The following is a 24,695-nucleotide window of genomic DNA, read 5'->3' on the forward strand; positions in this document are numbered from 1 at the left end:
TGATGGGCATGTGAGCGGGCTGCATTCAGGCTCTCCGGACGCCGCGCATCGCGTAGCTCTCGGCGCGCCGGAATCCCCATGAGGAAACCGTGGTGATTGCCAGGTAGAGCACAGCGGCAGCGAGATAGAAGCTGAACGGCTCACGCGTGGAGCCGGCGCCAATGGCCGACTGGCGGAGCAGCTCGACCAGCCCCGTGACCGAGACGAGGGCGGACTCCTTCAAGGCCAGTTGCCAGACATTGCCCAGGCCCGGGATGGCATATCGCAGCACCTGTGGCGCGATGATGCGGCGGAACATCAGCGTGCGGTGCATGCCCACGGATTTCGCCGCCTCGATCTCACCCCAGTTCAGCGCCGTGTACGCGCCTCGAAAGACCTCTGACTGATAGGCGCCGGAGATAATGCCGATCGCAGCGGCACCCGCGGCGAACCCCGACACACCGACGAAGCCCCCGGGACCGAAAAGTCCCGCGATGCTGCTGAGCAGCGCGCTCCCCCCGAAATAGAAGAGGTAGATGATGAGAAGGTCCGGAATGCCGCGAAGAATCGTGGTGTAGGCATCGGCCGCAGCGCGAGCGACCGCACCGCCTGACAGCTTCACCCAGGCAACAAGGCCACCGATCACAGAACCGAGGAGGAAGCCGCAGGCGGCGACTGATAAGGTCACGCCGGCAGCGACCAGCATCGCCACGCCCCAACCTCCAGGGCACCTCCGCTGGGCTATGCATCCGCCGTTCGACTCGTATGGCAGTTTGATTGCGTTCACGTCAGCCTCCCCGGATGCTGCATTCTTTGTTCTTGTCTTGAACTTAACAAGCGTTTGGTTGTCGGACAAAAAGACATACTAGAAGATGGCCGTCAAGCGCGGTCGCGTTCCGCCCGACTTTGCGGATCGCGAAAACCAAGCAGCGCGAAGAATGTCCCTGAATCGAGTTACACAGCTGGGCGCGCGAGCCTTTCATAGGTTTCGCGGGAAGATGACACGCTCCGCCTGGAATCGAGCAGAGGCCTGCCCCGAGAATGTGTTCCTGCAGCATGAACAAGCGCCGCATTCCAGCGACGATCAAAGTTGCCCGACAAATATTCCTTTGATAGGGATTGGGTGAAATGAAAGCCAAGAGCGCCGGATCCACGCCTGCCGAAGAGCCTCGTCCCTTGCGACGGCCGAACCTTGCCGAGCAGATCGCCGGCGATCTCGCGGCACGCATCAGCGGGGGCGAACTCGAGATCGGCCAGAAATTGCCGACCGAGTTCGCACTCTCACGGAGCATGGGTGTCAGCCGAGCCGTCATCAGGGAAGCCATCTCGAGGCTCAAGCAGGAGGGGCTGGTCGACGCGCGCCAGGGCAGCGGCGCCTTCGTGACGAGCATGCGCGCCGCGGGATCGTTCCGGCTCGATCCACGAGAGATCGAGAATAATCGCGAGCAGCTGTCGCAGGTCTTCGAATTGCGCCTGACTCTCGAGGGTGATGCGGCGGGCTATGCCGCGCTAAGGCGTTCGGACAGCGACTTGCGCGCGCTCTCTCAGTGTCTCCACGCCATTGATGCGAATATCCGCGATGGGGATGACGGCATTGACGCGGACTTCGCTTTCCACAGCACGATCGCCAAGGCGACCGGAAATGCGTTCATTCTCGAGCTGGTTGATCTTCTTGGAGCGCAGCTCAAGAACTCTGTCCGCATCGCCCGTCTGAATTCTTCCTCCTATGTCGGCCGGCCGGAGGCAGTTCTCATGGAACATAAGGAAATCTATGACAATATTGTCGAGCAACGTGTGGAGGCGGCACGCAGCGCCGCCCGGCGGCACGTCATGAACGCAGCGAAGCGGCTGGGTCTCTCGGTCGGCTTCTAGACTCGCGCAAGGGAGGCGGATGCCCGCGCCCTGCCCCGTGAGAAGCCTCAAAATCCCTCGGTCTCCACAGAAGATCCATGCCAATCATGAACCTGGGCGATCTGCGCCCGACCCTTCCGCGCTCGGGCCGCTATTGGTTCGCCCCCGATGCCTCGATCATCGGCGACGTCATCTTCGATGACGACACCAGCGTTTGGTTCGCCGCCGTCATCCGGGGCGACAATGACCGCATATCGATCGGTGCCGGATCAAACATTCAGGACGGCGCCGTGCTCCACGTGGACGCAGGATATCCTTTGGCGGTCGGCGCCTCGTGCACTGTCGGGCACCGCGCCGTTCTGCACGGCTGCACGCTTGCCGACCGGGTGCTCGTCGGCATGGGCTCGACCATTCTGAACGGCGCCGTCATCGGAGAAAACTGCATCGTCGGCGCAAACGCTCTCATCACCCAGGGCAAGCGCTTCGAACCGAACTCGCTGATCGTGGGGGCCCCTGCCAAGGCGGTGCGGTCGTTGACGGATCAGGAGATCCACGACATCGCGGAGACCGCGGCGGAATATGTCTCCAACCACCGACGCTTCATCGCGGAGATGGCAATTGACCATCCAGCGCGGAGCTCCCGGCATCTGGTCTGACGCCGACGAGGTCAAGCGCCATGGTGGCATAGAGCCCGGCCGCTTCTTTCACGGTAAGCCTGCCGTTGCTGCGATACCAGGTGATGACGCCGTCACACATCGAGGGCGCCTTGGGTCGGGAGCTGCCTTCGCGACGGCTTCCTCGGTCGTTGCGAGGAAATCCCGTTGATTGTCCTCGAGGACGGCGAAGAGCAGCGCCTCCTTTGAGGAGAAATGGTGATAGAGGCTGGGGGCGGTGATGCCGAGCTGCTCCGCCAGGAGGCGCATGCTCACCCCCTGATAACCGCGCTCACCGAACAGCAGGGTTGCGGTGCGTACGATCGCATCCCTGCCGCTCTCCCGTTGCTCCGGTCTAAAGCTCGTCGTCATCCATCGCTTGTGCACTGGATCCCATGAGAGTTCCAGCCAGGCGTCGCGGCTCGGGCCAATCAGGCGATATGGGCCGAGCTTCCCAGGATGGTTTCGATGCAGCGAGACCAGTAGAGCAGGCGCGCATCTTCCTTGACGCAGCCGACCACCTGGAAACCGAGCGGCAAGCCTGCTGGTCCGCGAGACACCGGCAAGGTGATCGAAGGGTTGTGCAGCAGGGACCAGATGCGGATGAAGGCGGAGCTGCCGGTGCTCGTCGCCTCCGGCGCCTCGCCCAAGGTCGACGGCATGACGAGCACGTCGACATCGCGCGCGAGATCGTGGAAGGCCCTGCGGCACGCGTCCGCGGCGTCGAGCGCACGCGCATAATCGTCGGCGGAGTAGCTCTCGCCGAGTTCGAGGTATTCGATCAGTTCGCGATCGCACTTGTCCGCATGGTTGCGCTTGATGTCGGCATACTCGCGCGCCAGATCATAGGCCATGATCACATCCTGCGCTTCCCCGATCGTCTCGAAGATCGCGGGCATGACCAGCGACTGGACGGTCGCACCTGCCGCTTCCAGTTTGCGCAGATTGTCCTCGAAGATGGCCAGCGCAGCGGGATCGGCCTTATCGAAATCCTTCGTCCTCCACACGCCGACGCGCATGTCGGTACGCACGGATGTCGTTGCATCGAAGCGCGGATCGCGGGTGAAGCCGCGCATGAAGAGCGTCGCGTCTTCCACCGAGCGACAGATCGGCCCGATGACGTCGAGCGGGCGCGAATAGGTCCTGATGCCGACATAGGGAATGGCGTCCAGCGTTGGCTTGAAGCCTACCGCTCCGCAGAAGGCGGATGGCCTCAGGATCGAGCCGGCCGTCTGTGTGCCGATGGAGATCGGCGTCATGAAATCGGCGACGGCGGCGCCGGAGCCGGCCGAGGAGGCCGCCGGCGTGCGCGTCAGATCGTGAGGATTGCGTGCGGGTCCCGGCAGCATGATGGCGTGCCGCGAGACCGTGTTCTTCCCAAGGATGGTGAAGCCGAAATTGCGCGCCATCGAAACCACCGGCGCGTCGGACTGCGGCTGGCGGCGAGGAAATATCTCGGGATCGCCCAGCTCAGTCGGCATGTCGGCGGTGTCGATCGTATCCTTGAGACCGAGCGGGACGCCGTCGAACAGGCGGCTACGGCCGTTCCGGTCGAGAGCCCGCGCGTGAGCGAGGGCGGCGTCGGCGTTCACATGGACCCACGCCTTGACGCCGCCATTGCGCTCCTCGATGCGCTCCAGGCAGGCGCGTGCCCAGGCTTCGCAGGTCAGAGTCCCCTGATCGAGCGCTCGCAAGCCCTCGGTCGCGGTGAGCATGGCCGTGCGCGAGGCAGCCGGCCGTTTGGCCGTCACCGGCCGGTCGACGGAAGAAATGTCCATTGTGCCTGTCCCGTTTCTAGACGTGCGTGGAAGGTGCGTGGGGCATTGCCGCCTGGGATTGGCCGCGTCCGATATAGACGTCGCCCATTTCCTCGTTGGCTAGCAGGCTTGCGCCTGTGTCAGACAAGACGATGCGCCCCGCATCGAGGATGTATCCGCGGTCGCTGAAGGCGAGCGCCTGACGTGCCCGTTGCTCGACCATCAGCACCGCAACATCGGCCTGCGGCAGCCGCTTGACCTCCTCGAAGACCTGGTCGGTCAGCGCCGGCGACAGCGCCGCGGACGGCTCGTCAAGCAGGATCAGGCGGGGCGAGGACATCAAGGCCCGCGCAAAGGCGAGTTGCTGACGCTCGCCGCCGGAGAGGTTTTCCGCATAGGTGCCGCGCCGCCCCGCCAGAGCGGGGAAGAGATCGAACATGTCGCGGATTCGTGCGCTTTTGCCAGGCGCATGTTCCACGACCTGCAGGTTCTCCAGCACGGTCAGGGTGCCAAAGACGTTTCGGACTTGCGGCACGTAGGAAATGCCGATGCGGACGCGGTCCTCGATTTGCAGCTTCATCAGATCGATGCCGTCGAACACCATGGTGCCGGCGATACGGGGCAGGATGCCCATCGCCGCCTTGATGAGGGTCGACTTGCCGGCGCCGTTGGTGCCCGCGATCGTGACGATTTCCCTGGCGCCGACATGCATGTCGATACCGGTGATGATGTCGACATCGCCGTAACCGCCGGACAGGTTGGCGATTTGCAGAAGGCTCATATCACACCCCCCATATAGGCTTCGCGGACGCCCGGATCGGCGAGAACCGCGTCAGGCGTGCCACTGGCGATGACCTTGCCGCGATCCATCGCGTAGAGTCGGGGCACGACGCGCGCGAGCTCGGCGAGATTGTGCTCGATGATCAGCACGGCGATGCCGCGCCGGTTCAACTCGACGATCCGGTCGCAGAGCTGCTCGATCAGAACCGGATTCACCCCGGCGAAAGGCTCGTCGAGCAGGATGCATTTGGGTTCGAGCATCAGCAGCCGGCCGATCTCGAGCAGCTTCTTCTGGCCGCCCGAGAGCTTGCCCGCCAGTTCGTCCGAGACGCGCGCGAGGTTGAGGAAGGCCATCACTTCCCGCACGCGCTCGGCCAGTCGCTCTTCCTCCTGCCGGATCGCGCCGCGCGCGAAAACCAGGGCGGCGAGCTTCTCGCCACGCTGATCCCGCGCTGCCACCATCAGGTTGTCGAACACCGTCATGTGGCTGAATTCACGCGGGACCTGGAATGTGCGGGCGAGACCGCGCCGGACCCGCTGATGGACCGGCACTTCGGTGATGTCTTCGCCCTGGAAGACCACACTGCCGGACCCCGCCGGAATATAGCCGGTGGCGACCGAGAACAGCGTGCTCTTTCCCGCACCATTCGTTCCGATCAACCCGACCAGTTCGCCTTCGCCGACTTCGAGCGAAACATAGTCGAGGGCACGAAAGCCGCCGAAGCGAGCCGTGATATCGGTTATCGAAAGGAGCGCCATCAGTTGCTCCTCCGCGACGATTTTCCGAACAGGCCTTGCGGGCGGTAGAGCACGACGCAGATCAGAGCCATGCCGATGATCCAGATCCGGACGCTCGCCAGTTGGACCTCGGAGACGCCGGTGAAGACATCGCGCAGGAAACGCGAGCCTTCGAGGAACCCGACGAGCAATACGGTTCCGATGACCACGCCGCGCAATGATCCGACACCGCCCAGGACAAGGGCGATCCAGATGTAGAAGGTGATGAGCGGGACGTATTGCTCGGGGCTGATGAAGGTCAGGTAATGGGCCTGGAGTCCGCCCGCGAGGCCCGCGATTCCGGCCCCGATCATCAGGGATCGCGTCTTGAACTGGGCCGGATTCTTGCCCAGCGCCCTGACCGCTACCTCGTTGTCGCGGATGGCTTCGATCACCCGGCCGAACGGGCTCCTGATGATATGATGGATCAGCAGGAAGACCACGGCACAGACCGCAAGCAGCAAGAGAAAGATGTAGAAATCGGTCATTTTCGGATCGACCCAACCGGCAAAGAGCCTGGGGATGCCCGGCAGCCCATGCATGCCGCGCGTCAGCCATTCCTCTGTCTGCAGTGTCATGCGGACAGCTTCGGAGAAGCCGAGCGTGACGATGGCGAGATAGTCGCCGCCCAGCCGCAGCGAGATCATCCCCAACGGGTAGGCCGCGAGGGCGGCGAGCGCCGTCGCTGCAGCCAGCGAGACGGGGATCGGCACCCCTTTCAATGCTAGCAGGGCCGAGRTGTAGGAGCCGATGGCGAAGAACCCGACATGGCCGAAATTCACCAGGCCGGTGAAGCCGTATTGCAGCGCCAGCCCGCTCGCCATCAGGAGATAGATCAGCACGCTGATCGAGATCGCGATCAAATAGCCTTCCATGGCATCACCTCGCTGCAATCGGACGGCCGAACATTCCCTGCGGTCGCAGGAGCAGCACGCAAAGAAGGATCAGGAAGGCGAGAACGACCTTGTAGGCAGGGCCGACGAACAAGCTCGCGACTTCCTGCGCGATGCTGAACGTCACGATGCCCAGAACCGCGCCCACAGGGCTGCCGATCCCGCCGAGGATCACGCCAGCAAACATCGGCATCAGGAGTTCCCAGCCGAGTTCGGGCAGCACCACTGCCTTGATGCCCAGCAGCGCACCACCGAGTCCGCAGAATGCTCCGGCCACGGCCCAGAGGAAGATCATCACCCTGCGCGCTCGAATGCCGCTCGCGGCGGCCAGTTCCGAGCTGTCCGCGATCGCCCTCATGCGACGTCCCGTCGGGGTCAGATACATGACGCAGAAAACCAGCAGGAGCGCGATGATCGCAGCGCCGACGATGTAGAGATCCGTCGGCAGGATGCGGATTCCGCCGAAATTCCAGGCCCGCACCAGTGGCAGGTCCACGACATATTGGTCCTGCCCCGCGAAGAAGGTGATTGTGCTGCGAACGGCAAAGGCCACGCCGATGGAAGCAATAAGCCGGGCGACGTGCGAGCGTTCCGCCAGTGCCCGGAAGACCCAGAAATACATCAACAGCGAAACAGCGGCGGTCATCGTCATCGCGCCGAGCACGGCGGTTACGATCGAGCCTCCCAGAAACATCTGGGAGGCAATGGTCGTGTAGGCGCCCAGGGTCATGTAGTCGCCGGTGGCCGCATTGGGAAAGCGAGCAATGCCGAACACGAGCGTGATCGCGAGTGCGGGCAAGGCCAGTAACATCCCGATCACGACGCCGTTGATGACCGCGTTAGCGATCGAGATCCAATCCATCGGTGCGACCTTCCTATGCCGGCAGCTGGCCGGGGATGGTCTCTTTCAGGACGAGCTTGCCGTCCTGAATGTCGAACACACCGAAATCGGGCACCGTCTCGCCATGCTTGCCGAACTCGAGACGCGAGGACGCCCCGTCGTAATCGACCTTCTGTCCCTTGCGCAGGATATCGCGGCCTTCGACGAAGGAGTTGGCCTTGGTGCCTCCGGTCCCGGTGACCGCGCGGATCTGACCGTTGATGGCGGCGACGTCCGCCTGGGCTCCCGCAGCTTCGAGGGCAAGGGCAAGCGTGATCACCATGTCGTAGCACTGCGCGGCAAAAATATYGGGCTCGCGCTTGGTGATCGTCTTGAATTCGGCTGCGAAACGCTTGAACGCCGGATGCTGCTCGGCCGCGACATTCGAGATCGAGATCAGCCCTTCCGTCGCTTCCTTGCCGAGCGCCTTGACGAGGTCTTCGTTGGCGGTCCAGCCAGGCATGATGAACTTGCAGTCCTGGCCGCTCTGGTACCATTCCTTGAGGATGATGGTGGCGTCGGGACGATAGGCGCTGAGCGAGATGACATCCGGCTTCGACGCGAGGACACGGGCAAGCTCGGTGCGATAGCTGCTCTGGTTGGGCTCGTAGACGACAAAGGCGCTGACCTTGCCGCCATTGGCCTCCCAGGCGCTCTTGAAATAGTTCGCCTGCCCGACAAAGGTCGAGTTGTTGAAGGCCATGACGGCGGGGCGCTTGAAGCCCCGGCGCCGCGCAACCTCCGCAAAGGCATTCCCGAAGATCGCATTGGAAGCCTGGAACATCCAGGCGAGGCCCTTCTTGTTCTCGGTGAGCATCTCCGGCGCGCCGCAGGTGTTCATCGTGATCAGATTGGCGTCGTTGGTGATCGGCATCGTCGCCAGGCCGACCGAGGACGCCCAGATGCCTACGACCGCCTCGACCTTGTTGATCTCGACGAGCTTCTTGACCGCGAGGACAGCCGCCTCGGGCTTCGTCTGATCATCTTCGGCGAAGAGCTGGAACTTGCGGCCCGCCGCACCGCCCGCAGAGTTGACCTCGGCCACCGCTAGTTTGATCGCTTCCAACATGTAGGGGCCGTAGGGGCCGCCGATGCCGGTGATCGAGTTGAGCGCGCCGAGCCGAAATACCCGCTCCCCCTGCGCGAAGCTTTGGCCCGGAAGCGCCCCTAGGCCTGCTGCGGCGGTCCCTGAGACCAAAAAGGCGCGGCGTGACAGATTGTAAGGCTGTTTCATCATCGTTCCCCTATGTTGGCTTTTGCCGTTATTCTTGGACGGTTGGGGGCGGCTTTCCGCCCCCGAGTGACGGTCTATTGAACGGCGCCGCGGCCTCGTAGGCTCGCGATCTGGTCATCCGAAATGCCGAACCGACGCAGGACCCTGTCGGTATCCTCTCCGAGCAGTGGGGCCGGCTTCCTGATTGCACCTGGCGTCTTCGAGAATTTGGTCGGAATCCCGATCATCCGCATGGCACCGAGCTTGGGATGGTCGATCTCCTCGATCATGCCGCGAGCGATGTAATGCGGGTCATTCATCGCCTGTCCGAAGTCGTTAATCGGACCACATGGGACACTGGCCGCCTCGCAGCGCGCGATCCAGGTCGCAGCATCGGCGGAGGCGAAAGCCTCTTCGAGCAGGGGCTCGAGCGCCTTAATGTTCTCGAGCCGGTCCATATTGGTCACAAATCGCGGGTCGGTGATCAGTTCCGGACGGCCGATCACATCCCGGCAGAGCTTCTCCCACGTCCGCTGGTTCGCGGCTCCGATGATGATGAAGCCGTCGCCGGTGCGCAGTGCCTGGTACGGCGCCGAAACGCGGTGGCGGCTGCCCGTCGCCTTTGCCACCGTACCCTCGGCGAAATAGGCGGCAGCCTCCCAGATGAACCAGGGCAGACCGCATTCGGCGAGGGAGATGTCGATGTGCTGGCCCTCGCCGGTCTTAAGCTGATGGACATGGGCCGCGATGATCGAATAGGCGGCCGTGAGACCCGCGCCAACATCATAAATCGCGATACCGGATTTGAGGGGTCGGCCGTCGGGTTCGCCGGTCATGCTCATGATGCCGGTCAGGCCCTGGGCGACCAGGTCGAAGCCGCCCTTCCCGGAATAAGGCCCCGTCTGGCCGTAGCCGGACACCGAGCAGTAAATCAGGCGCGGATTGATCTTGCTCAGCGTCTCGTAGTCGACCCCGAGGGACTTCGTCACGCCGACCCGGTAGTTCTCCACCACCACATCGGCCCAGCGAACCATGTCGTAAAGGATATCGCGCGCCTGCGGATCCTTCAGGTTGAGGGAGATACCCTCCTTGTTCCGGTTGATCTGCGCGAAGCAAGTCGACTCGCCGTTCACATAGGGGCCCATCTCACGGGAATCGTCGCCGGTGACGGGCTTCTCGACCTTGATCACCTCGGCACCGAGATCGGCCAGGACCATGGTGCAGTAAGGACCCGCCATGATCTGGGAGAGATCGAGGACCTTCATGCCGGAGATTGGCGACGGACGGCTGCTCATCGGAATTTTACCTGTCATCTTCTTGTCAGCGCCCGACAAAAGCCGGCTTGATCTTCTGTCCGAACGCCGCTCGGCCCAGCCGGTAATCCTCGGTGTCGAAGCAGGCATAGGCTTCGTCACTTTCCTCCGGCGTCAGCGTCCCGCCCTGCCGCAGGCGCTGGATGAATTTCTTGTGCCAGCGATTGACCAGAGGCGCCGCGCCGGCGATCCGCTCTGCGGCGCCATAGGCCTCGGCGGCGACGGCATCATCATCGGCAAGCCGGGTCACGAGTCCTTTCGACAGAGCCTCCTCGGCTCCGAAGATTCGACCTTCCAGCAGGATTTCGAGCGCCGCGGAATGGCCGATGACGGCGACGATGTCCTCAAGCTCGCGGTAGTCCAGCGTGATGCCAATGCGGTTGATCGGCACTCCGAACCGGGCCGAGCACGCCGCGATCCGGATGTCGCACATCGAGGCGATCTCCAGGCCGCCCCCGACACAAGCGCCTTCGATGCAGGCGACAGTCGGGTGACGCAGGTTCTTGAGCCGGTCCGTCATCGCAAGCGTGAAGTCGGCATAGTCGCGGGCTTGCTGGCGCCCGTCGCGATCATCCCCGAAGCCGCCAATGTCACTCCCGGCACAAAAATGCCCGCCGGCGCCCCTGACGACGACGCAGCGGACCGCGTCATCACTCTCAAGCTGGGAGAAGGCTGCGCCGAACGCCTGGTACATCTCCATGGTGAAAGCGTTGCGCTTCTCGGGACGGTTGAGCAGGACCGTCACCACGCCTGTCCCGTCGCGCGAAACCTCGATGCCCATCATACGTACTCCAGCAGCAGGTCCCTGCCGCGAAGGACGGCGCGTCCATCCAGCTCGAGCGTGGCGTCGGTGAGGATGGTGTCGTAGTGGGCAGCGGCCTTTACTGTGCCGCCGATATAGGCGCTGGTGCCGAGGGCAAGCTGGATCGAGCCGTAAACGCTCTCATCGGACAGCATGGTGCCGTCGAGAACGCAGTTCGGATTCATGCCGACGCCGAGTTCACCGAGATTATAGACCAGCGGATCGTTGAAGCTCTTCAGGAGGTCGCTGAACATCCGGGCCTCGGCTCCGCCTTCGATCGCGACCGCCATGCCCTTCTCCATGTGGATGCGGACGGGCTCGTCACGGATCAGGCTCACGCCTGGAATGCTGGCGTTGACGACAATGACGCCCTCGGCCGTTCCCTCCACCGGCGCCAGGCTAGCCTCGAGACAGTAGCCTGCGGAGATGTCGACCGTGTTGGCGAAGCCATGAAGGGCGCGACCACGTCGCCCGGCGATGCTCATGGTCACGTTCGTCCCGTCKGGACTGGTGACACGGGCAGTGCCGGCCTGGGTGAAGGCATCGGCCAGACATTCGATCTGCGGCCGCAAGGCCACGAAATCCGCCTCCCAACCCTCTGCCAGGAAGAAATCGCCTTGATGCGACTCGGGCAGAACGATGACTCCCACACCGGCGCGCGTGGCCTCCTGACGCGCCTGTGTGTGTGCGATATTGGCGCGGGTCAGTCCGATGACGAGATCCGACGCCTTCATGGCTTGCGCGGTGATCTCGGAGAGCTGCCGCCCATGTCTCGACGAGCCCTCGATCTGCATGAGGTGCACGCCCGCGCCGGCTTCGGACAGGGCGATCGCCAGCGCCTCGACATTATGATCGGTGAAGAGGTCGTAAAGGACCAGAACCTGGCTGTCCGACCCGGCATTGCCGAGCAGTTTCACGACCTTGCGCGCATTTTTGAGCTTGAGAAGCGTGTTCATGTCGATCTCAGGCGCTCATTGCCAGCGGGCTGGCGCGCCGGTCTGCGGCGGCGACCGCATCGCCGAGAATGCCGAGGCCGCGCTCCAACTCCTCCGCCTCCAGCGAGAGCGGCCCAAGGAAGCGAATGACGTTGCCGTGGAAGCCAGCCTTCACCAGGATCAGACCATTGCGATAGCACTCTTCGACGATCTGAGCCGCCAGATCGCCGGCCGGCGCGTGAGATTTGCGATCCCGGACGATCTCGATGGCTCGCATCGCCCCGAGGCCACGCGCATCGCCGACGATCGCWTATTGCTGCGCCCAGCCGGAGAAACGATCCTCGACGACCGCACCGATGCGGCGGGCCTTCTCCTGATAATCATCCCGTTCCATCACCGCGATCGTGGCCAGGGCGGCGGCGCAGGAAAGAGGATTGCCTCCATAGGTCCCGCCCAGACCGCCGACACGGGGCGCATCCATCAGCTCGGCGCGTCCGACTAACGCGGCGATCGGCAGCCCGCCGCCCATCGATTTGGCGAGTGTGTAAAGGTCGGCCTCGATGCCGGCATGCTGCGTCGCGAACCACTCGCCCGTCCGACAGAAACCGGACTGGATCTCGTCGGCAATGAGCACGATACCGTGCCGCGTGCAGTATTCGCGGAGCTGCCTCAGGAAGGGCGCAGGCGCAGCATGAAAGCCGCCCTCGCCCTGAAGCGGCTCGATGATCACTGCAGCGACGGCGTCGGGAGAGACCTCCATTTCGACCAGCCGAGCAAACTCGGCGAAGGCGGCCGCGCTGCAAGCCTCTTCGCTTTCATGGCCGGAACGATAGAGGACCGGGAACGGCGCGCGGTAGATCTCCGACGCCAGGGGCCCGAACCCGCTCTTATAGGCCGGCGCCTTCGCGGTGAGCGACAGAGCCATGAAGGTACGGCCATGGAAGGCTCCTTCGAAAGCAATGACAGCCTGGCGCCCCGTCGCGCTGCGCGCCACCTTGATGGCGTTTTCGACCGCCTCCGCGCCGGTCGTCTGGAGCATGACCTTCTTCGGCCATGAACCGGGAACGAGTTCGATGAGCTTCTCGGCCAGATCGACATAGCCGGGATACATAACGATATTGAAGCAGGTATGCAGGAACTGGTCGGCCTGGGCCTTCACCGCCTGCACTACGTCCGGGTGCGCGTGCCCCACGTTCAGCGTGCCGATTCCGCCCGCGAAATCCAGGAACGCATTGCCGTCGACATCCGTCAGCTTCGCGCCGGAGGCGTGTGAAGCAAAGACCGGCGGGCCATTCGCGACGCCACGCGCCACGGCGGCATTCCGCCTGTCGAGCAACGATGCGCACTCAGGGCCCGGAACGGCCAATTCTTGATTCAGCCTCATGCGGCTCCCTCCCCGGCGGCAATCGCCATGAGTGGAGTTAAGCGTGTACATTTTCGTGTGTCAACTATCTTGCAATCGATTGTACAATCTGTTGTCGAGACGATTGATCTATCTGTTCAGCCGCTCTATCGAAGGGAACCGACACCGTGAGGTTGCAGAATGCCTAGGCAAAAGAGAAAGGCGGCGACTGTCGTGGGCGCCATCGCCGACATGCGCAGGAAAATTTCCTCGCGGGCGATCAGCCCTGGCAGCCGCATTCCGGAAGAGGATCTGGCCCAGGCCTATGATTTGCCGCGAGCTAAGGCGCGCGAGGTGCTGGCGACGCTGGAAGACCGCAGCCTGATCACACGAGAACCCAACAAGGGTGCAATCGTCTCCGCGGTTGATATGGAGACCACATATCGCCTCTACGAGGTACGGGAAGCGCTCGACGGCCTCGCCGTTCGGCTGGCGACCCTGAACTCGAAAAGGGGCGATTGGGACGACATCAGCGAATTGTTCGGCCCGTCATTCGAGGAAAGCCTGAAGGCAGGCGATATCGACCGCCATGTCGAGGCAATCGAGACGTTTCGAACCCGCATAACCGAAGCCGCGCGCAACCCGGTCCTCACCGATCTGCTCGAGCGCATCTACGACCGCACCCGTGTCACGATCCGTCGGGTGGCGCTCCTTCCCGGCCGTGCCCAGGCGGGCATACTTCAATATCGGGCCGTACTGGCAGCGATCATCCGAGGCGACGCCGACGACGCCGAGATGCGCATCAGAGAACTAAACCGGAGCGCGCGCGAATACATCGAGCGTTACAAGGATTACGTCCTTTAGCGAAACGCCGGCGGCCCGGCTTCGCCCAGGTCAGGGTGCTCGCACATGGCCGAGAACGAACAAGGCGAGCGCTGCGAAGGCCCCGACGGTTGCGACCGCGGCCGACAGCAGGAGCGCACCCGCGTCGCCGTAGCGCGTGATCGTGGCCGCATAGGCGATCGGCGCCGTGGCCGATAGCAGGAAGCTCGGGGCCACGAGTGTCCCGACGAAGCGTCCATAGCTCGCCGGATCGAACAGGATGAGCGGCACGGTTCCCCGCGTGATCGTCAGCAAGCCGTTGCCGGCGCCATACATGAAGGCGAAGACAAGCGCAGCCTGCCAAGTCGACACCGCCAGGAAGCCAGCGACGAAACTGACGAGCAGGACGACGGTGGCAAAGAGGTTGAGAGCAATGGGATCGACCCGGGCTCCGAACAGGACCTCGCAGAGGCGCGCCGCCGACTGGCCGATCCCACGGAAGCTCGCGGCCATGATTGCAGTCGACGCGCTCAACCCGAGGCCGACCATCATCGCAATCATGTGCGCCGACATCGCCGAATTCAGGAAGTTCGCCAGCGTCACGATCAAGGCAAACAGGCCTGCCGCCCAAATCTTCCGACGCGGGGTTTCGATGCGGCCGGTACTGGACCGGGAGGACGACCTGATCGGCCGCGAGGGGACGGGCAATGTGATCAGCAGCGGGATCGCCAGCAGAGAAATCGCCGCATAGGCGAACACGGCTCCCCGCCAGCCCAGGGTTTCCGCAAGAGCACTGCCGATCGGCCAGAAGACCGTCGAGGCCAGGCCTCCCAGGAGCGTGATCTGGGATATCGGGCGGCGCGCGTCGCTACCCAGCAACCGCGCCAGGGTGGCGAAGGCAGCGTCGTAGAGCGACATGCGCATGCCCAGACCGAGCATGAACCAGGCCGTGAAGTAGAGCGCGAGATTGCCTCCCAGCGCGAGCAAGAGGCAGCCGAGCGCATTGAGCCACGCTCCCCCGATCATGACGGAGCGCCCTCCCCTTCGATCGATCAGTGCGCCAATCGGCGCAGAGCTCAGCCCCATCACCAGGAGGGCAAGCGAATACCCTCCGTAGACCGCCTCTCGCGACCAGCCCGTATCCGCGACGATCAGATTGCCGAACGCGCCGATCAGGTAATACGTCACCCCCCACGAGATGAGCTGCGTGAGACCGAGATTGAAGACCGCCCAGGGGCGCATCATGCCGAGGCCGATGGATACGAACCGTCATCTGGTGGCGTATGGGCTCCCTGGCCCAACGCCCTTTGCATCAGCACCGTGTCCAGCCACCCTCCCAGCTTGAAGCCGATTGCCCGAAACGTGCCGACCGGTTCGAAGCCGAGCCTGCCGTGCAAGGCGATCGAACCACGATTGTCGCTATTGCCTATGACGGCCACCATCTGGCGCCAGGGGCCCCTCTCGCAGTGGTCGATGAGGGCGGCCAGGAGCCGGCTCCCGATGCCGCGCCCTGCCATTCCCGGCGCGACATAGACGGAATCCTCCACCGTATAACGATAGGCGGGCCGGGGCCGGTAGCACGTCGCATAGCAGTAGCCGACGACCGCCGCGTCGATTTCCGCAACCAGGAAGGGCAGGCCGAGATCGAGGACAGCGGCGCGCCTGGCCGCCAACTCGTCGAGCGAAGGCGGAACGGTCTCGAAACTGGCGAGCCCATGCAGAACATGGTGCGCATAAATCTCCTGGATGGTCTCGAGGTCGCGCTCTTGCGCCGCGCGGATTGCGACCCTGGACGACGAGATGGCCGATAGCTGTGATGGGCATTCCGCCAGGCTGGGCATGTTTCGCTCTTCGAAGGTGGATCCTGGCACCCTGGCTACGCCTCCCTCCGTCATTAGGGAAGATTTGCCTCATTATACGGAGCATGAGATATTCTTTGGGTGTCCAATCTCAGTCTCGATCAGTTACAGGCCTTCGTCGACGTCGTGGAGCTGAGCAGCTTCACCGCTGCGGCCGAACGCCGAGGGCTCTCGCAGCCCGCGGTCAGCTTGCAGTTGCGCCAGCTGGAGCGGCGTCTGGGAGTGACGCTGATCGAACGGATCGGCCGCAAATGCCAGACAACCCCGGCAGGTGATGAACTCCTGGGCTATGCGCACCAGATCGGCCGCCTGGTCGGMAGCGCGACCGAAGCCATGGCACGGCATGGCAAGGGCGCGATGGGACGTGTCAGGCTCGGAACAGGCGCAACGGCCTGCATCTATCTGCTGCCACCGGTGCTGAAGGAACTCCGCCGGAAATTCCCGACGCTCGAGATCACGGTCACCACCGGCAACACGACCGATTTTCTCAAGGCCATCGAGGAGAACGCGATCGATATCGCACTGGTGACGTTGCCTGCAGCGGGCCGCATGCTGGACGTGACCCCGGTGCTCGACGACGAGTTCGTGCTCATCGCGCCGCAGGACATGCCGCTTCCCGCCAAGGTCGACCCGGCCTGGCTCGCCGGACGGCCCGTGATTCTTTTCGAGCCCGGCGGGAGGACGCGCAGCATTGCCGATGCGTGGCTCTCTCAGTCTGGGGTGACGCTCAGGCCGATCATGTCGCTGGGGAGCGTCGAAGCCATCAAGGAACTCGTCGGTGCAGGGCTGGGCTGTGCCGTCCTGCCAGGCATGGCCGTCGCAGGCCACCGAGCACCATCCGGCGTCGCGGTGAGGAGCCTGACCCCGAACCTCAAGCGCACGCTGGCGATCGTCGTCCGGCGCGACAAGAAACTGCACAAGGGCCTCATGGAAACGATCCGCGCGTTGGGCAAGCTGTCCGTCTGAACGATCCCGGCAGCGCGTTTCGGGACACTGCGAGTTCGTGGCAAGCGCGATCTTTTCAGGTGGCAGGCCACCCGGCAAAATTCTGGCACCACATGTCGGCACGGGGGCTCAAGCTTCGTCCTTGAACCGAAGGCAGGTCTGCAGATGCTTTACACCGTGCTGTGCTACCATGACAAGGATATCACGACCGCCTGGTCGCGCGAGGAGGAAGCGGTCGTCGTCGACCGGTTGATTGCCGTACACGACAAATCGGGCCGGACGTTCAGGCCGGTGGTTCGGCGGATGCCCACCAATACCGCGACAAGCGTGCGCAAGAGCGGGACACTCGTCACCGACGGTCCCTTTGCCGAGACAAAGGAACAGTTGCTCGGCATCTATGTGATCGAGGTTCGTGACCCGATTGACCTGGGCTTCTTGTATAACCGCGCCTTCGAGGATCCGGACGGCCATGTCCTCGAGCTGGCGTGGATGGATATGAAGGCCGCGATGCCCGCGGCAGACACTGTGCCTGCCTGACGGTTGCGGAGCAGGTCGCGAGGCTCGGCTTTACCGTCCGCCCAGCATCGCGGCCATGTTGCCAGGCAGCCCTGCCACGCCAAAGCGCCTCGTCAACGGTGATACAAGGAAGGGCGCGCCATTGCCAAATGCGTGGCGGAGGCCGGCGCAAAGATCGAGATGGCCTTGGGATGAACCTTGAAATGGGCCGGCGTTGCAGTGACGATCTCGCCGTCAGTGTTGATCGGCATGGGCCTCTTCGTCTCGATGTCGAACTCGACGCATTTCGCAGTGCGAACCTCGCGCCACGCACCATGAGTTCCCGAGCGGAATGAACGCAGCATCAATGCCAGCTTCCAGAGGTTCGTCATCTCCAGGCTGTAGAGGTCGAGATGCCCGTCATCGATCTCGGCATTCTCCTGCACCACATTGCCACCGCCATAGTGCCGCCCGTTGCCGACCGCGATCTGATAGGTCTCGACGTCGATCGCCCGCCCCTTCTCGGTGATGGTCGCGCTGAACCTGGACGCCCGGGTCATGACCTTCATGGCGGCCAGCGCGTAACCCAGCCTTCCGAAACGCCGCTTCAGCACCGGGTCGAGACTTTGCGCGAGCTCGCTGCTCAGCCCGATGCTCGCGACATTGAAGAAGGCGTGGCCATTGACCGTGCCGACATCGACCGGGCGCGTTTCGCCACGCGCGATCACATCGGCGGCTGCCAGCAGGTCCATCGGGATGTCGAGCGTTCGAGCCAGGTCATTGGCCGTGCCCATCGGGATGATGCCCAGCGGCAGGCCGCTTTCCATCGCCGCGAGCGCCGCAGAGGACACCGAACCATCGCCACCGCAAACGATGACGAGATCCGCCATGTGGCGCAGGCGTACGATATCGCGGGCGATCTCGGGCAATGCCTCGAAGGTTTCAACGCTTACGGTGAGCCCGCCGCCTTCCAGCCGCTCGAGGAGGGGCGTGATCGACTCCTGGCCACGCCGCGCCTTGGGATTGCGCAGCAGCAGCGCGCGCTTCTGGATCAATTGGCTCATCGGCTCTTGGGTTGGCAGGACATCGGGCAAGGCAGGTGGGGAAGCTGCCCGCCGATTTCAACCGCAAGGCCCCGTCTCCGGCGGTCCGACCGGGGTATGCCTGATCGGACGGACCGGTTTCCCGATGCGCCGAAATCGGAAACCGAGCCCACCTGAGCACACTCGCGAACGGGCGTGAGGCATTGGGCCGCCCGGCTCAATCCGAAAGAACTCGCTTCCACCGAGACCTACGAAGGCGCCTTCCGGCAATCGCGGATATCGTGGGGTCCAGCGGAAACCTCAGGCTGCTTCTGCCGGCGGCGGCGGCTCGGTTGGCGCCGACCCCAGTCTCACGCACAGCGCCAGCATGGCACGCGCGATCTCGGCCTCACCCATGATCGTCAGCGTCGCACCGCATTTGGTCAGGTGCTCGACCTCCGCATCCGAATGCGCGCGGGCGACGATCGGCAGCGTCGGGTTGTCGCGTCGGGCCTGCATGCAAACCTGGCCGGCCTCGAAGCTCTGCGGAATCGCCACGAAGAGCCGTTTGGCCCGCGCCACACCCGCAGCCGAAAGGACTTCGGGATCAGCCGCATTCCCGACGATGATCTCGGCCCCATCGCGCCTGGCGGTTTCGATCGCATCGGACTGGTCCTCGATCACCAGCAGCTTCTCGCCATGCGCGAGCAGCCCGGCCCCCAGCAATGAGCCGACACGACCGTAACCGACGACGATCATGTGTTGGGAAAGCGAGGTCGGCACGATATCCCGTTCGGGCTCAGGCGCCGGCGCGGGCGCCGCCACGCTCGGCTTCGGCTTCGCCGGCTGCGTCTCCGCGCTGATCTTCTCGACGATCGCGAACAGGACCGGGTTGAGCAGGATCGACAGGATGGCGCCGGCCAGGATCAGGTCGCGCCCCTGCTCCGGCAGGATCGCGAGCGAAACGCCAAGCCCGGCCAGGATGAAGGAGAACTCGCCGATCTGCGCCAGGCTGGCCGAGATCGTCAGCGCCACGGCATTCGACCGGCCAAAGGCGCGCACGATCAGCCAGGCCGCCACCGATTTTCCGACCAGGATGATCGCGAGCGTCGCGAGCAGCGGGCCCGGCGCGCGCAGCAGAATCCCCGGATCGAACAACATGCCGACCGAGACGAAGAACAGCACCGCGAAGGCATCGCGCAGCGGCAGGGATTCCTCCGCAGCGCGCTGGCTGAGCGGTGACTCGCTCAAGATCATGCCCGCGAAGAAGGCACCAAGTGCGAACGAGACACCGAACAGGCTGGCTGCCAGGAAGGCGACACCGAGAGCGACAGYGAGCACCGCCAGCCGGAACAGCTCGCGAGAGCCGGTATGGGCGACCCAGTGCAGGCACCAGGGAATGACGCGACGACCGACGATGAGCATGAACGCGACGAAGGCGATGACCTTGGCGAGGGTCAGCCCGAGCACGCCCCACAGCCCCAGATCGAACTGGGCCGCAAGCGGGCTCGGCGCACCCGGCCGCGCGCCGTTCAGCGCATCAGCGACCGCCGGAATCAGGACCAGCGCGAGGACCATGGCGAGATCCTCGACGATCAGCCAGCCGACCGCGATCTTGCCCTTCTCGGTCTGGACGAGGCGACGCTCCTGGAGCGCCCGCAACAGCACGACCGTACTCGCCACCGACAAAGCGAGGCCGAAGACCACGCCTGCGACCCATGTCCAGCCCAGCAGCAAGCCGAGGCCGAGGCCCAGCAAGGTCGCGACGCCGATCTGAACGATGGCGCCGGGCACGGCAACGGCTTTGACGGAAAGCAGGTCCTTCAGCGAGAAATGCAGGCCGACGCCGAACATCAGCAGGATGACGCCGATTTCGGCCAGCTGATTGGCAAGCCCCTGATCCGCGACGAACCCCGGGGTGAAGGGCCCGACCGCGACGCCTGCGAGCAAATAACCGACGAGAGGAGGGAAGCGGAATTTCTGGGCAAGCGCCCCGAAGACGAAAGCAAGGCCGAGGCCCGCGACAAGGATGGCGATCAGCGGGCCGTGATGCATTGGTCTCCCGGAGCGGTGAGTGATGAAAAGGGGTTGTCAGACCATKGCGGGCGGAAGGTGGAATTTCAACCGCAGCGCGCCGCCCCTCTCGCTTCAGGCAGCAATAATATTGCCGATCGTGCCCGGCGAATTGTCGCAATGGGTCACTGCAGCAGCCTGATGGTGAACGGAAACTTTACGAACGCGAAGCGTTCCGGCAGCGCCCGCCACCTGTGATCAGGAGCGTGGCTTCTCGAGCAGGACCTGTCCCTGCTTCTCGACGCCGAGCTCGAGCTTCTCGGCGAAGACCGCGAGCACCCAGGGCAACATCACCTCGATGCGGACAAGCGTCTCCTCGACCTCGAGCTTGCCCCTGACGGTATAGCCGAGTGCGGCGACGCCGAACTGGACGGCATCCCCGTCCCAGTTCTCCTCGACCAGCTGCATCTTCACCATGCCGAGCTTGTCGCGGATGCGGTCGATGCCGCTGCGCAGCCGGTCCAGGGCGGCCTCGCGTCCGAGGTCATGAGAAACGGTGATGCTGACAGGCTTGGCCATGGCGCTCTTCAATCAGGACGACTGACTGTCATGTGATGTATCGCCGCGCGATATCCAGAGGCACACCCGGCCAATGATGGCCAAGAGACCGGGTTTTGGCCGAAAGGGCTTCCGCTCACCCCGAGAACGCGCTGGAGCAGAGCGAGCGCGAGGCCTGGGTATGCGCGAGCCACCAATAGTTGCGCTCGCTCAGAGCCCGGTGGCCGCGCGCAGTGACACGCCACAGGCCATCGGCCGGCTCCACGAGTCCCCGCTGCCGCAGCGACAGCAACACGGCATCGTCGAAGATGAAGTGCTTGGTCTCCTCGTCGAGGCTTTCAAGGGCAATCCATTCCGGGTCGGTCATGATGGGGTTGCACTGCATCTGAAGGTGCTGTGTTTCCATGATCATCTCCTTAGTCGATCCCGATCGGATGGTGACGACCTCGCATCCAATCTGGGCACCCTCGTGACCGGAAGTCGGCCTCAACAAGCCTTAGCCGGCAGGCTCGGCACATTTCCGTGAACGCTGACGGAACTCTGTCGCTACAGCATCGTTCAGTTTGCACACCCGAAACGAGAGACTGGAGTGTCCGCGATGGCGACCAACAATGCGTTTCCGCCCGACATGCCGAAGGATTGGGACGAGGCAGAGGATGAGGCCAAGCGTGCCGGCAATACGATCCGCGCCAAGGCGGCCGATCTCGCTGGGACCGTCAAGGATGGCTATGATCGCGCCAAGGACGCGATCCGCGATGTCGATCCCGGCGAGGCAGGGCATTACGCCCAGGAAAAGGGCGAGGTTGCCCTGCGCGCCATCCAACGCCATCCGGTCGTCGCCTTCGGCCTCGGCGCCCTCAGCGTCGGCTTGATCGCCTGGGCGAGCATGCGACCCGCACGACCGCAATGGGAGCCCGACTACGGGCGCCTGCGCCGGCTCTTCTCCGATTATGGCGGAGACGACATGATCAAGGCGGGGAGAGATTCGATGAAGGCCGGCGAAAGCTGGCTGCAATCGTCAGGCAATATCGCCCAGGATTATGCCCGTGATGGCAGCCGCCTGCTGGCGAAACGGACGGAGAAGGAGCCGCTCGCAGCGTTGCTCGGCATTGGCATCGCGGTCTATGTGCTCGGCTCGCTGCTGACGTCATCGAGCGAGCCAGCGCCGGCTCCGGTGCGACGCCGCAGCACGAAACGCTAGAGCATCGGCCCGAGAGGTGGATCGCGGCCTTCGGGCAAGCCGATGCAAACAGAAAAGTGAAATCATTGGACGGATTTCGAGATCCAGTCCGGTGATCTTAAAAAGTGATCGGGGAGACCTGCAGCCGGTCAACCAACCAGTGCGCGCTTCAAACAAAAACCGGGAGGCCGAAGCCTCCCGGAAATGGAATGTCACCACCAGTAGCCGGGACGGCCATAGTAATAGCCGCGACCGTAATAGGGGCGAGACGCTGCGGCACCGACAATTGCGCCGCCGACGACGCCCGCGGCAACGCCGGCGGTCACCGCACTGGCGGTCTCATTCGATGCACGGCGGTTCTCGACATAATTGGCAGAACGGCACTGCTGATAAGCGCGCGTGCCCGGACGGAAGCCCTGAGCTTCGCAGGTGATTTCTGCGTCGGCCATCGATTCCTGTGCAGTCTGGCAGCCGGCCAGCCCCGCGGCCAGAAGCCCCACGACAATAAGAGAACGCATCAATATATCCTTTTTCAGCCACCCAAGACCGCCAATTCGCATGAAAACTATCGCTACGGCAACCGTCAAGGCAGACGAGATATTAAGGTTTCCGCATGTGTGGCGTCGCGGTTACGCGTGCTAGCGGCGGGCTTTCTGCGCCGGCTTTTCCGGGGCGGCCTTTCCGGAACGGGTCAGCGAGGTGATCGCGAGAGCCGGCCTGCCGGACTTCTCCGCGATGATCTGGTCCTGTTCCATGATGGCCTCGCGCGCCGGCTCGTCACCATCGAGCCCGCCGAGCAGGTCGGAGGGAACCCGCCGGTTCGACGAGCGCGAGCCATCGGAATAGACGATGTCGAACATGACGAACTCGGCATCGAGCGGTTTGGATTTCTTGCGGGCCATGGTCGATCCTTATGCGAAAGGTCGCCGGCTGCGGCGCGATGGGCCTGCGGCTCTTGAAGCGACCTGAGTGAAAGCGGCCCCGGGATAGAACACCTGCGTCCGCGGTTCAATGCGATCGTCCGCGGCGGCCTGTTTCCCGAAATTGCAGCCAGGCGGCTGATCGTGCGAAATGTGATATGGCCACACACAGGCCTTCAGGAAAGACCCCGATGCTACTGCGCCCGATACTGCTCCTGTCGACGCTCGCACTCGCCGCCTGCGCCGTTCCGAACTCGCGCTCCAACGCAGTCGTCGTGACGGAGAACAAGGAAATCGTTCAAGCCTGCAAGCAGATCGCGGAGATCAATGGCGATTCGACCATCAATCAGACGCTGCTGATCGACAGCGCCCGCGACAGTGCCCTTGCCARGCTGAAGATCCGTGCCGCCGAAGCCGGCGGGACACATGTGGTCTCACCGGTCGCAGCCCATACCTGGAAGGGACCCAGCACCGCCGGCACAGTCTATAAGTGCTGAGACCCGCCTGGGGATCGGCCCGAGGCTCGGATTGCGTCGGGTTTCGTTCGTTCCTTCGCGGCAGCACGACAATAGGAAACGCCGCGGCAAACGCTCGTTCGGTTCAGGAAAGACCTAGCCGAGGCGCCGGATGACCTTCTCGCCATTCGGCCAGGGACCACGCGCGCGCCCGGAGCGTTTCTCATAAGGCACATACCGGTACCCGGACAGCACCGGCGCCGGAAACTCCGGCACAGGAGCGAAAATCCAGCATTGCCGCCTGATCCGCTCTGCTTCGGACTGGGCTTCCGCACAGGCCATGATCTGGGAGCGCTCCCAGAAAGCCTCGGCGCGCGACGACAGTGCAGCGACGATTGTCGCTGCCGCAAGGCCGCTCAACAGAACTCTGCTCATGAGACAGTCATGGATTGGAGCCTCTTCGGTCTGGGCACCCGTCTTGCACCCCCAGCATAACATCGTCTGCGTCTTACCGGGTCGTAAACACCACACTCGAAAACCTTCGCCAGTCTTCTGTCTCTGCACCGAAACTCTTCGCTTGACGATGAAACCGAGGCCGGCCCAGCTTCCCTCCATCACGATGTGGGGACCGAATCGATGCGGCGGCACGTTTTGAAAATCGGTGCCGCAATCTGCGCCTTCGCCGGCCTGGCAGCGGGCCCGGCATTTGCGACCGAAGGCGGCGCTAGTCTTTATATCCCGGGCTTGCGCGGGGCTCTGTCGGGCCTGGTGCCGCCGCCGGGCTTCTATTTTCAGAATGATTTCTACAGCTATTCCGGCAGCTTGCCGGGCTCCCGCCGTCTCCAGCTCGGCGGGGCCGTCCTCAGCGACGTCAAGGTCGAGGCGCGGGTCGATTTCCTGACACCGACCTGGGTGACTCCGCTCGAGGTCCTGGGCGGCAATCTCGGCTTCGCCGTGACCTTGCCCTTCGGCATTCCGAGAGTCAGCGCCGGAGCCCTAATTGCCGCCCCGCGCCTGGGGCGAGCTTTCGCCTTCAGCCAGCGCGACGCCACCTTCAACATCGGCGATCCCGTCGTCACCAGCTTCATCGGCTGGCATTCCGGCAATTTCCACTGGACGACCGGTGTTGCCGTCAACATTCCCGCCGGCGCCTATCAGGACGGCCAGCTGTCGAATGTCGCGCTCAATCGCTGGATTGGCGACCTCTACGGCGCCGTGACCTATCTCAACACGACCACGGGGCTGGAAGTC

Annotated in this window: 29 protein-coding genes; 8 read left to right on the forward strand and 21 right to left on the reverse strand. The window is 63.7% G+C overall.

Annotated features, from left to right (window positions below):
• Positions 1–25: 25 nt before the first annotated feature.
• A complete protein-coding gene (locus tag AC1DRP_RS21120) occupies positions 26–685 on the reverse strand; it encodes an ABC transporter permease (protein WP_476769462.1) in 660 nt (219 codons plus the stop codon).
• Between the two features lie 422 nt (positions 686–1,107).
• Between AC1DRP_RS21120 and AC1DRP_RS21125 the strand changes: the two genes are divergently transcribed.
• Both AC1DRP_RS21125 and AC1DRP_RS21130 read left to right on the forward strand, forming a co-directional pair.
• Entirely contained in the window at positions 1,108–1,851 is a 744-nt protein-coding gene (locus AC1DRP_RS21125; RefSeq protein ID WP_441505742.1) for a FadR/GntR family transcriptional regulator, read from the forward strand.
• A gap of 77 nt (positions 1,852–1,928) precedes the next feature.
• Entirely contained in the window at positions 1,929–2,486 is a 558-nt protein-coding gene (locus tag AC1DRP_RS21130) for a gamma carbonic anhydrase family protein (RefSeq protein ID WP_441505743.1), read from the forward strand.
• Positions 2,487–2,534: 48 nt separating this feature from the next.
• On the opposite strand, the gene AC1DRP_RS21135 is transcribed toward AC1DRP_RS21130, so the two are convergent.
• The 11 genes from AC1DRP_RS21135 to gabT all read right to left on the reverse strand — a co-directional run bounded on the left by AC1DRP_RS21135 (position 2,535) and on the right by gabT (position 13,217).
• Entirely contained in the window at positions 2,535–2,855 is a 321-nt protein-coding gene (locus AC1DRP_RS21135; protein WP_476769449.1) for a TetR/AcrR family transcriptional regulator, read from the reverse strand.
• Positions 2,856–2,914: 59 nt separating this feature from the next.
• Positions 2,915–4,261, reverse strand: coding sequence for an amidase (locus tag AC1DRP_RS21140; protein WP_441505745.1), 1,347 nt, complete (start codon positions 4,259–4,261; stop codon positions 2,915–2,917).
• A 16-nt stretch (positions 4,262–4,277) separates the two neighbouring features.
• On the reverse strand, positions 4,278–5,021 hold the full coding sequence (locus AC1DRP_RS21145; protein ID WP_441505746.1) for an ABC transporter ATP-binding protein: 744 nt from the start codon (positions 5,019–5,021) through the stop codon (positions 4,278–4,280).
• Positions 5,018–5,779, reverse strand: a complete 762-nt coding sequence (locus tag AC1DRP_RS21150) for an ABC transporter ATP-binding protein (protein WP_441505747.1) — start codon at positions 5,777–5,779, stop codon at positions 5,018–5,020. The genes AC1DRP_RS21145 and AC1DRP_RS21150 overlap by 4 nt, the downstream gene beginning before the upstream one ends.
• A complete protein-coding gene (locus AC1DRP_RS21155) occupies positions 5,779–6,672 on the reverse strand; it encodes a branched-chain amino acid ABC transporter permease (protein WP_476769450.1) in 894 nt (297 codons plus the stop codon). The genes AC1DRP_RS21150 and AC1DRP_RS21155 overlap by 1 nt, the downstream gene beginning before the upstream one ends.
• 4 nt (positions 6,673–6,676) lie before the next feature.
• A complete protein-coding gene (locus AC1DRP_RS21160; RefSeq protein ID WP_441505749.1) occupies positions 6,677–7,552 on the reverse strand; it encodes a branched-chain amino acid ABC transporter permease in 876 nt (291 codons plus the stop codon).
• Positions 7,553–7,565: 13 nt separating this feature from the next.
• Entirely contained in the window at positions 7,566–8,804 is a 1,239-nt protein-coding gene (locus AC1DRP_RS21165; RefSeq protein WP_476769451.1) for an ABC transporter substrate-binding protein, read from the reverse strand.
• Positions 8,805–8,878: 74 nt separating this feature from the next.
• On the reverse strand, positions 8,879–10,078 hold the full coding sequence (locus AC1DRP_RS21170; RefSeq protein ID WP_441505751.1) for a CaiB/BaiF CoA transferase family protein: 1,200 nt from the start codon (positions 10,076–10,078) through the stop codon (positions 8,879–8,881).
• 25 nt (positions 10,079–10,103) lie between these two features.
• Complete coding sequence (locus tag AC1DRP_RS21175; RefSeq protein WP_476769452.1) at positions 10,104–10,880, reverse strand: enoyl-CoA hydratase/isomerase family protein; 777 nt, start codon at positions 10,878–10,880, stop codon at positions 10,104–10,106.
• Positions 10,877–11,854: an aminopeptidase gene (locus AC1DRP_RS21180; protein ID WP_441505753.1), complete on the reverse strand. Its 978-nt coding sequence runs from the start codon at positions 11,852–11,854 to the stop codon at positions 10,877–10,879. Before AC1DRP_RS21180 ends, AC1DRP_RS21175 begins: the two co-directional genes overlap by 4 nt.
• A gap of 7 nt (positions 11,855–11,861) precedes the next feature.
• Positions 11,862–13,217 (reverse strand): 4-aminobutyrate--2-oxoglutarate transaminase, encoded by a 1,356-nt coding sequence (gene gabT, locus AC1DRP_RS21185; RefSeq protein ID WP_476769453.1) that lies wholly within the window; start codon positions 13,215–13,217, stop codon positions 11,862–11,864.
• 192 nt (positions 13,218–13,409) lie between these two features.
• On the opposite strand from gabT, the gene AC1DRP_RS21190 reads away from it, so the two are divergent.
• Positions 13,410–14,039: a GntR family transcriptional regulator gene (locus tag AC1DRP_RS21190; protein ID WP_441505755.1), complete on the forward strand. Its 630-nt coding sequence runs from the start codon at positions 13,410–13,412 to the stop codon at positions 14,037–14,039.
• 30 nt (positions 14,040–14,069) lie between these two features.
• On the opposite strand, the gene AC1DRP_RS21195 is transcribed toward AC1DRP_RS21190, so the two are convergent.
• Together AC1DRP_RS21195 and AC1DRP_RS21200 are read right to left on the reverse strand one after the other, a co-directional pair.
• Entirely contained in the window at positions 14,070–15,242 is a 1,173-nt protein-coding gene (locus tag AC1DRP_RS21195) for an MFS transporter (protein WP_441505756.1), read from the reverse strand.
• Positions 15,239–15,838, reverse strand: a complete 600-nt coding sequence (locus AC1DRP_RS21200) for an N-acetyltransferase family protein (protein ID WP_476769454.1) — start codon at positions 15,836–15,838, stop codon at positions 15,239–15,241. Before AC1DRP_RS21200 ends, AC1DRP_RS21195 begins: the two co-directional genes overlap by 4 nt.
• Before the next feature lie 99 nt (positions 15,839–15,937).
• Between AC1DRP_RS21200 and AC1DRP_RS21205 the strand changes: the two genes are divergently transcribed.
• The gene (locus AC1DRP_RS21205; protein ID WP_476769455.1) at positions 15,938–16,822 is read left to right on the forward strand and encodes a LysR family transcriptional regulator; all 885 of its coding nucleotides are present in this window, start codon (positions 15,938–15,940) and stop codon (positions 16,820–16,822) included.
• Positions 16,823–16,966: 144 nt separating this feature from the next.
• Complete coding sequence (locus AC1DRP_RS21210) at positions 16,967–17,338, forward strand: YciI family protein (RefSeq protein WP_476769456.1); 372 nt, start codon at positions 16,967–16,969, stop codon at positions 17,336–17,338.
• Between the two features lie 92 nt (positions 17,339–17,430).
• On the opposite strand, the gene AC1DRP_RS21215 is transcribed toward AC1DRP_RS21210, so the two are convergent.
• The 4 genes from AC1DRP_RS21215 to AC1DRP_RS21230 form a co-directional block, all read right to left on the reverse strand.
• Entirely contained in the window at positions 17,431–18,360 is a 930-nt protein-coding gene (locus AC1DRP_RS21215; protein WP_441505760.1) for a lipid kinase, read from the reverse strand.
• 279 nt (positions 18,361–18,639) lie between these two features.
• Positions 18,640–20,373, reverse strand: a complete 1,734-nt coding sequence (gene ybaL, locus AC1DRP_RS21220; RefSeq protein ID WP_476769457.1) for a YbaL family putative K(+) efflux transporter — start codon at positions 20,371–20,373, stop codon at positions 18,640–18,642.
• Positions 20,374–20,589: 216 nt separating this feature from the next.
• Positions 20,590–20,910 carry a polyhydroxyalkanoic acid system family protein gene (locus AC1DRP_RS21225; RefSeq protein ID WP_476769458.1) on the reverse strand — a complete coding sequence of 107 codons (321 nt, stop codon included), beginning with the start codon at positions 20,908–20,910 and terminating at the stop codon, positions 20,590–20,592.
• Positions 20,911–21,025: 115 nt separating this feature from the next.
• A complete protein-coding gene (locus AC1DRP_RS21230; protein ID WP_441492482.1) occupies positions 21,026–21,295 on the reverse strand; it encodes a hypothetical protein in 270 nt (89 codons plus the stop codon).
• Between the two features lie 192 nt (positions 21,296–21,487).
• On the opposite strand from AC1DRP_RS21230, the gene AC1DRP_RS21235 reads away from it, so the two are divergent.
• Positions 21,488–22,090, forward strand: coding sequence for a hypothetical protein (locus AC1DRP_RS21235; protein ID WP_441492481.1), 603 nt, complete (start codon positions 21,488–21,490; stop codon positions 22,088–22,090).
• Positions 22,091–22,281: 191 nt separating this feature from the next.
• On the opposite strand, the gene AC1DRP_RS21240 is transcribed toward AC1DRP_RS21235, so the two are convergent.
• Together AC1DRP_RS21240 and AC1DRP_RS21245 are read right to left on the reverse strand one after the other, a co-directional pair.
• On the reverse strand, positions 22,282–22,587 hold the full coding sequence (locus tag AC1DRP_RS21240; RefSeq protein WP_084651267.1) for a hypothetical protein: 306 nt from the start codon (positions 22,585–22,587) through the stop codon (positions 22,282–22,284).
• Between the two features lie 120 nt (positions 22,588–22,707).
• A complete protein-coding gene (locus AC1DRP_RS21245; protein WP_441492480.1) occupies positions 22,708–22,971 on the reverse strand; it encodes a hypothetical protein in 264 nt (87 codons plus the stop codon).
• A 209-nt stretch (positions 22,972–23,180) separates the two neighbouring features.
• Between AC1DRP_RS21245 and AC1DRP_RS21250 the strand changes: the two genes are divergently transcribed.
• Entirely contained in the window at positions 23,181–23,486 is a 306-nt protein-coding gene (locus tag AC1DRP_RS21250; protein WP_476769459.1) for a hypothetical protein, read from the forward strand.
• A gap of 114 nt (positions 23,487–23,600) precedes the next feature.
• Here AC1DRP_RS21250 and AC1DRP_RS21255 read toward each other — a convergent pair whose 3' ends face one another.
• The gene (locus tag AC1DRP_RS21255; RefSeq protein ID WP_476769460.1) at positions 23,601–23,879 is read right to left on the reverse strand and encodes a hypothetical protein; all 279 of its coding nucleotides are present in this window, start codon (positions 23,877–23,879) and stop codon (positions 23,601–23,603) included.
• Between the two features lie 201 nt (positions 23,880–24,080).
• Here AC1DRP_RS21255 and AC1DRP_RS21260 point away from each other — a divergent pair.
• The coding region (locus AC1DRP_RS21260; RefSeq protein WP_476769461.1) for a SphA family protein at positions 24,081–24,695 on the forward strand (615 nt) is incomplete at its 3' end.

The organism is Allobosea sp. 01N443 (assembly GCF_056399325.1).

What these genes read in the sequence shown, in the direction of transcription:
- AC1DRP_RS21120 (WP_476769462.1), bottom strand. Translation starts at nt 685, where the DNA reads ATGCTGGTCGCTGCCGGCGTGACCTTATCAGTCGCCGCCTGCGGCTTC.
- AC1DRP_RS21125 (WP_441505742.1), top strand. Translation starts at nt 1,108, where the DNA reads ATGAAAGCCAAGAGCGCCGGATCCACGCCTGCCGAAGAGCCTCGTCCC.
- AC1DRP_RS21130 (WP_441505743.1), top strand. Translation starts at nt 1,929, where the DNA reads ATGCCAATCATGAACCTGGGCGATCTGCGCCCGACCCTTCCGCGCTCG.
- AC1DRP_RS21135 (WP_476769449.1), bottom strand. Translation starts at nt 2,855, where the DNA reads ATGACGACGAGCTTTAGACCGGAGCAACGGGAGAGCGGCAGGGATGCG.
- AC1DRP_RS21140 (WP_441505745.1), bottom strand. Translation starts at nt 4,261, where the DNA reads ATGGACATTTCTTCCGTCGACCGGCCGGTGACGGCCAAACGGCCGGCT.
- AC1DRP_RS21145 (WP_441505746.1), bottom strand. Translation starts at nt 5,021, where the DNA reads ATGAGCCTTCTGCAAATCGCCAACCTGTCCGGCGGTTACGGCGATGTC.
- AC1DRP_RS21150 (WP_441505747.1), bottom strand. Translation starts at nt 5,779, where the DNA reads ATGGCGCTCCTTTCGATAACCGATATCACGGCTCGCTTCGGCGGCTTT.
- AC1DRP_RS21160 (WP_441505749.1), bottom strand. Translation starts at nt 7,552, where the DNA reads ATGGATTGGATCTCGATCGCTAACGCGGTCATCAACGGCGTCGTGATC.
- AC1DRP_RS21170 (WP_441505751.1), bottom strand. Translation starts at nt 10,078, where the DNA reads ATGAGCAGCCGTCCGTCGCCAATCTCCGGCATGAAGGTCCTCGATCTC.
- AC1DRP_RS21175 (WP_476769452.1), bottom strand. Translation starts at nt 10,880, where the DNA reads ATGATGGGCATCGAGGTTTCGCGCGACGGGACAGGCGTGGTGACGGTC.
- AC1DRP_RS21195 (WP_441505756.1), bottom strand. Translation starts at nt 15,242, where the DNA reads ATGATGCGCCCCTGGGCGGTCTTCAATCTCGGTCTCACGCAGCTCATC.
- AC1DRP_RS21200 (WP_476769454.1), bottom strand. Translation starts at nt 15,838, where the DNA reads ATGCCCAGCCTGGCGGAATGCCCATCACAGCTATCGGCCATCTCGTCG.
- AC1DRP_RS21210 (WP_476769456.1), top strand. Translation starts at nt 16,967, where the DNA reads ATGCTTTACACCGTGCTGTGCTACCATGACAAGGATATCACGACCGCC.
- AC1DRP_RS21215 (WP_441505760.1), bottom strand. Translation starts at nt 18,360, where the DNA reads ATGAGCCAATTGATCCAGAAGCGCGCGCTGCTGCTGCGCAATCCCAAG.
- AC1DRP_RS21225 (WP_476769458.1), bottom strand. Translation starts at nt 20,910, where the DNA reads ATGGCCAAGCCTGTCAGCATCACCGTTTCTCATGACCTCGGACGCGAG.
- AC1DRP_RS21230 (WP_441492482.1), bottom strand. Translation starts at nt 21,295, where the DNA reads ATGGAAACACAGCACCTTCAGATGCAGTGCAACCCCATCATGACCGAC.
- AC1DRP_RS21235 (WP_441492481.1), top strand. Translation starts at nt 21,488, where the DNA reads ATGGCGACCAACAATGCGTTTCCGCCCGACATGCCGAAGGATTGGGAC.
- AC1DRP_RS21240 (WP_084651267.1), bottom strand. Translation starts at nt 22,587, where the DNA reads ATGCGTTCTCTTATTGTCGTGGGGCTTCTGGCCGCGGGGCTGGCCGGC.
- AC1DRP_RS21245 (WP_441492480.1), bottom strand. Translation starts at nt 22,971, where the DNA reads ATGGCCCGCAAGAAATCCAAACCGCTCGATGCCGAGTTCGTCATGTTC.
- AC1DRP_RS21255 (WP_476769460.1), bottom strand. Translation starts at nt 23,879, where the DNA reads ATGAGCAGAGTTCTGTTGAGCGGCCTTGCGGCAGCGACAATCGTCGCT.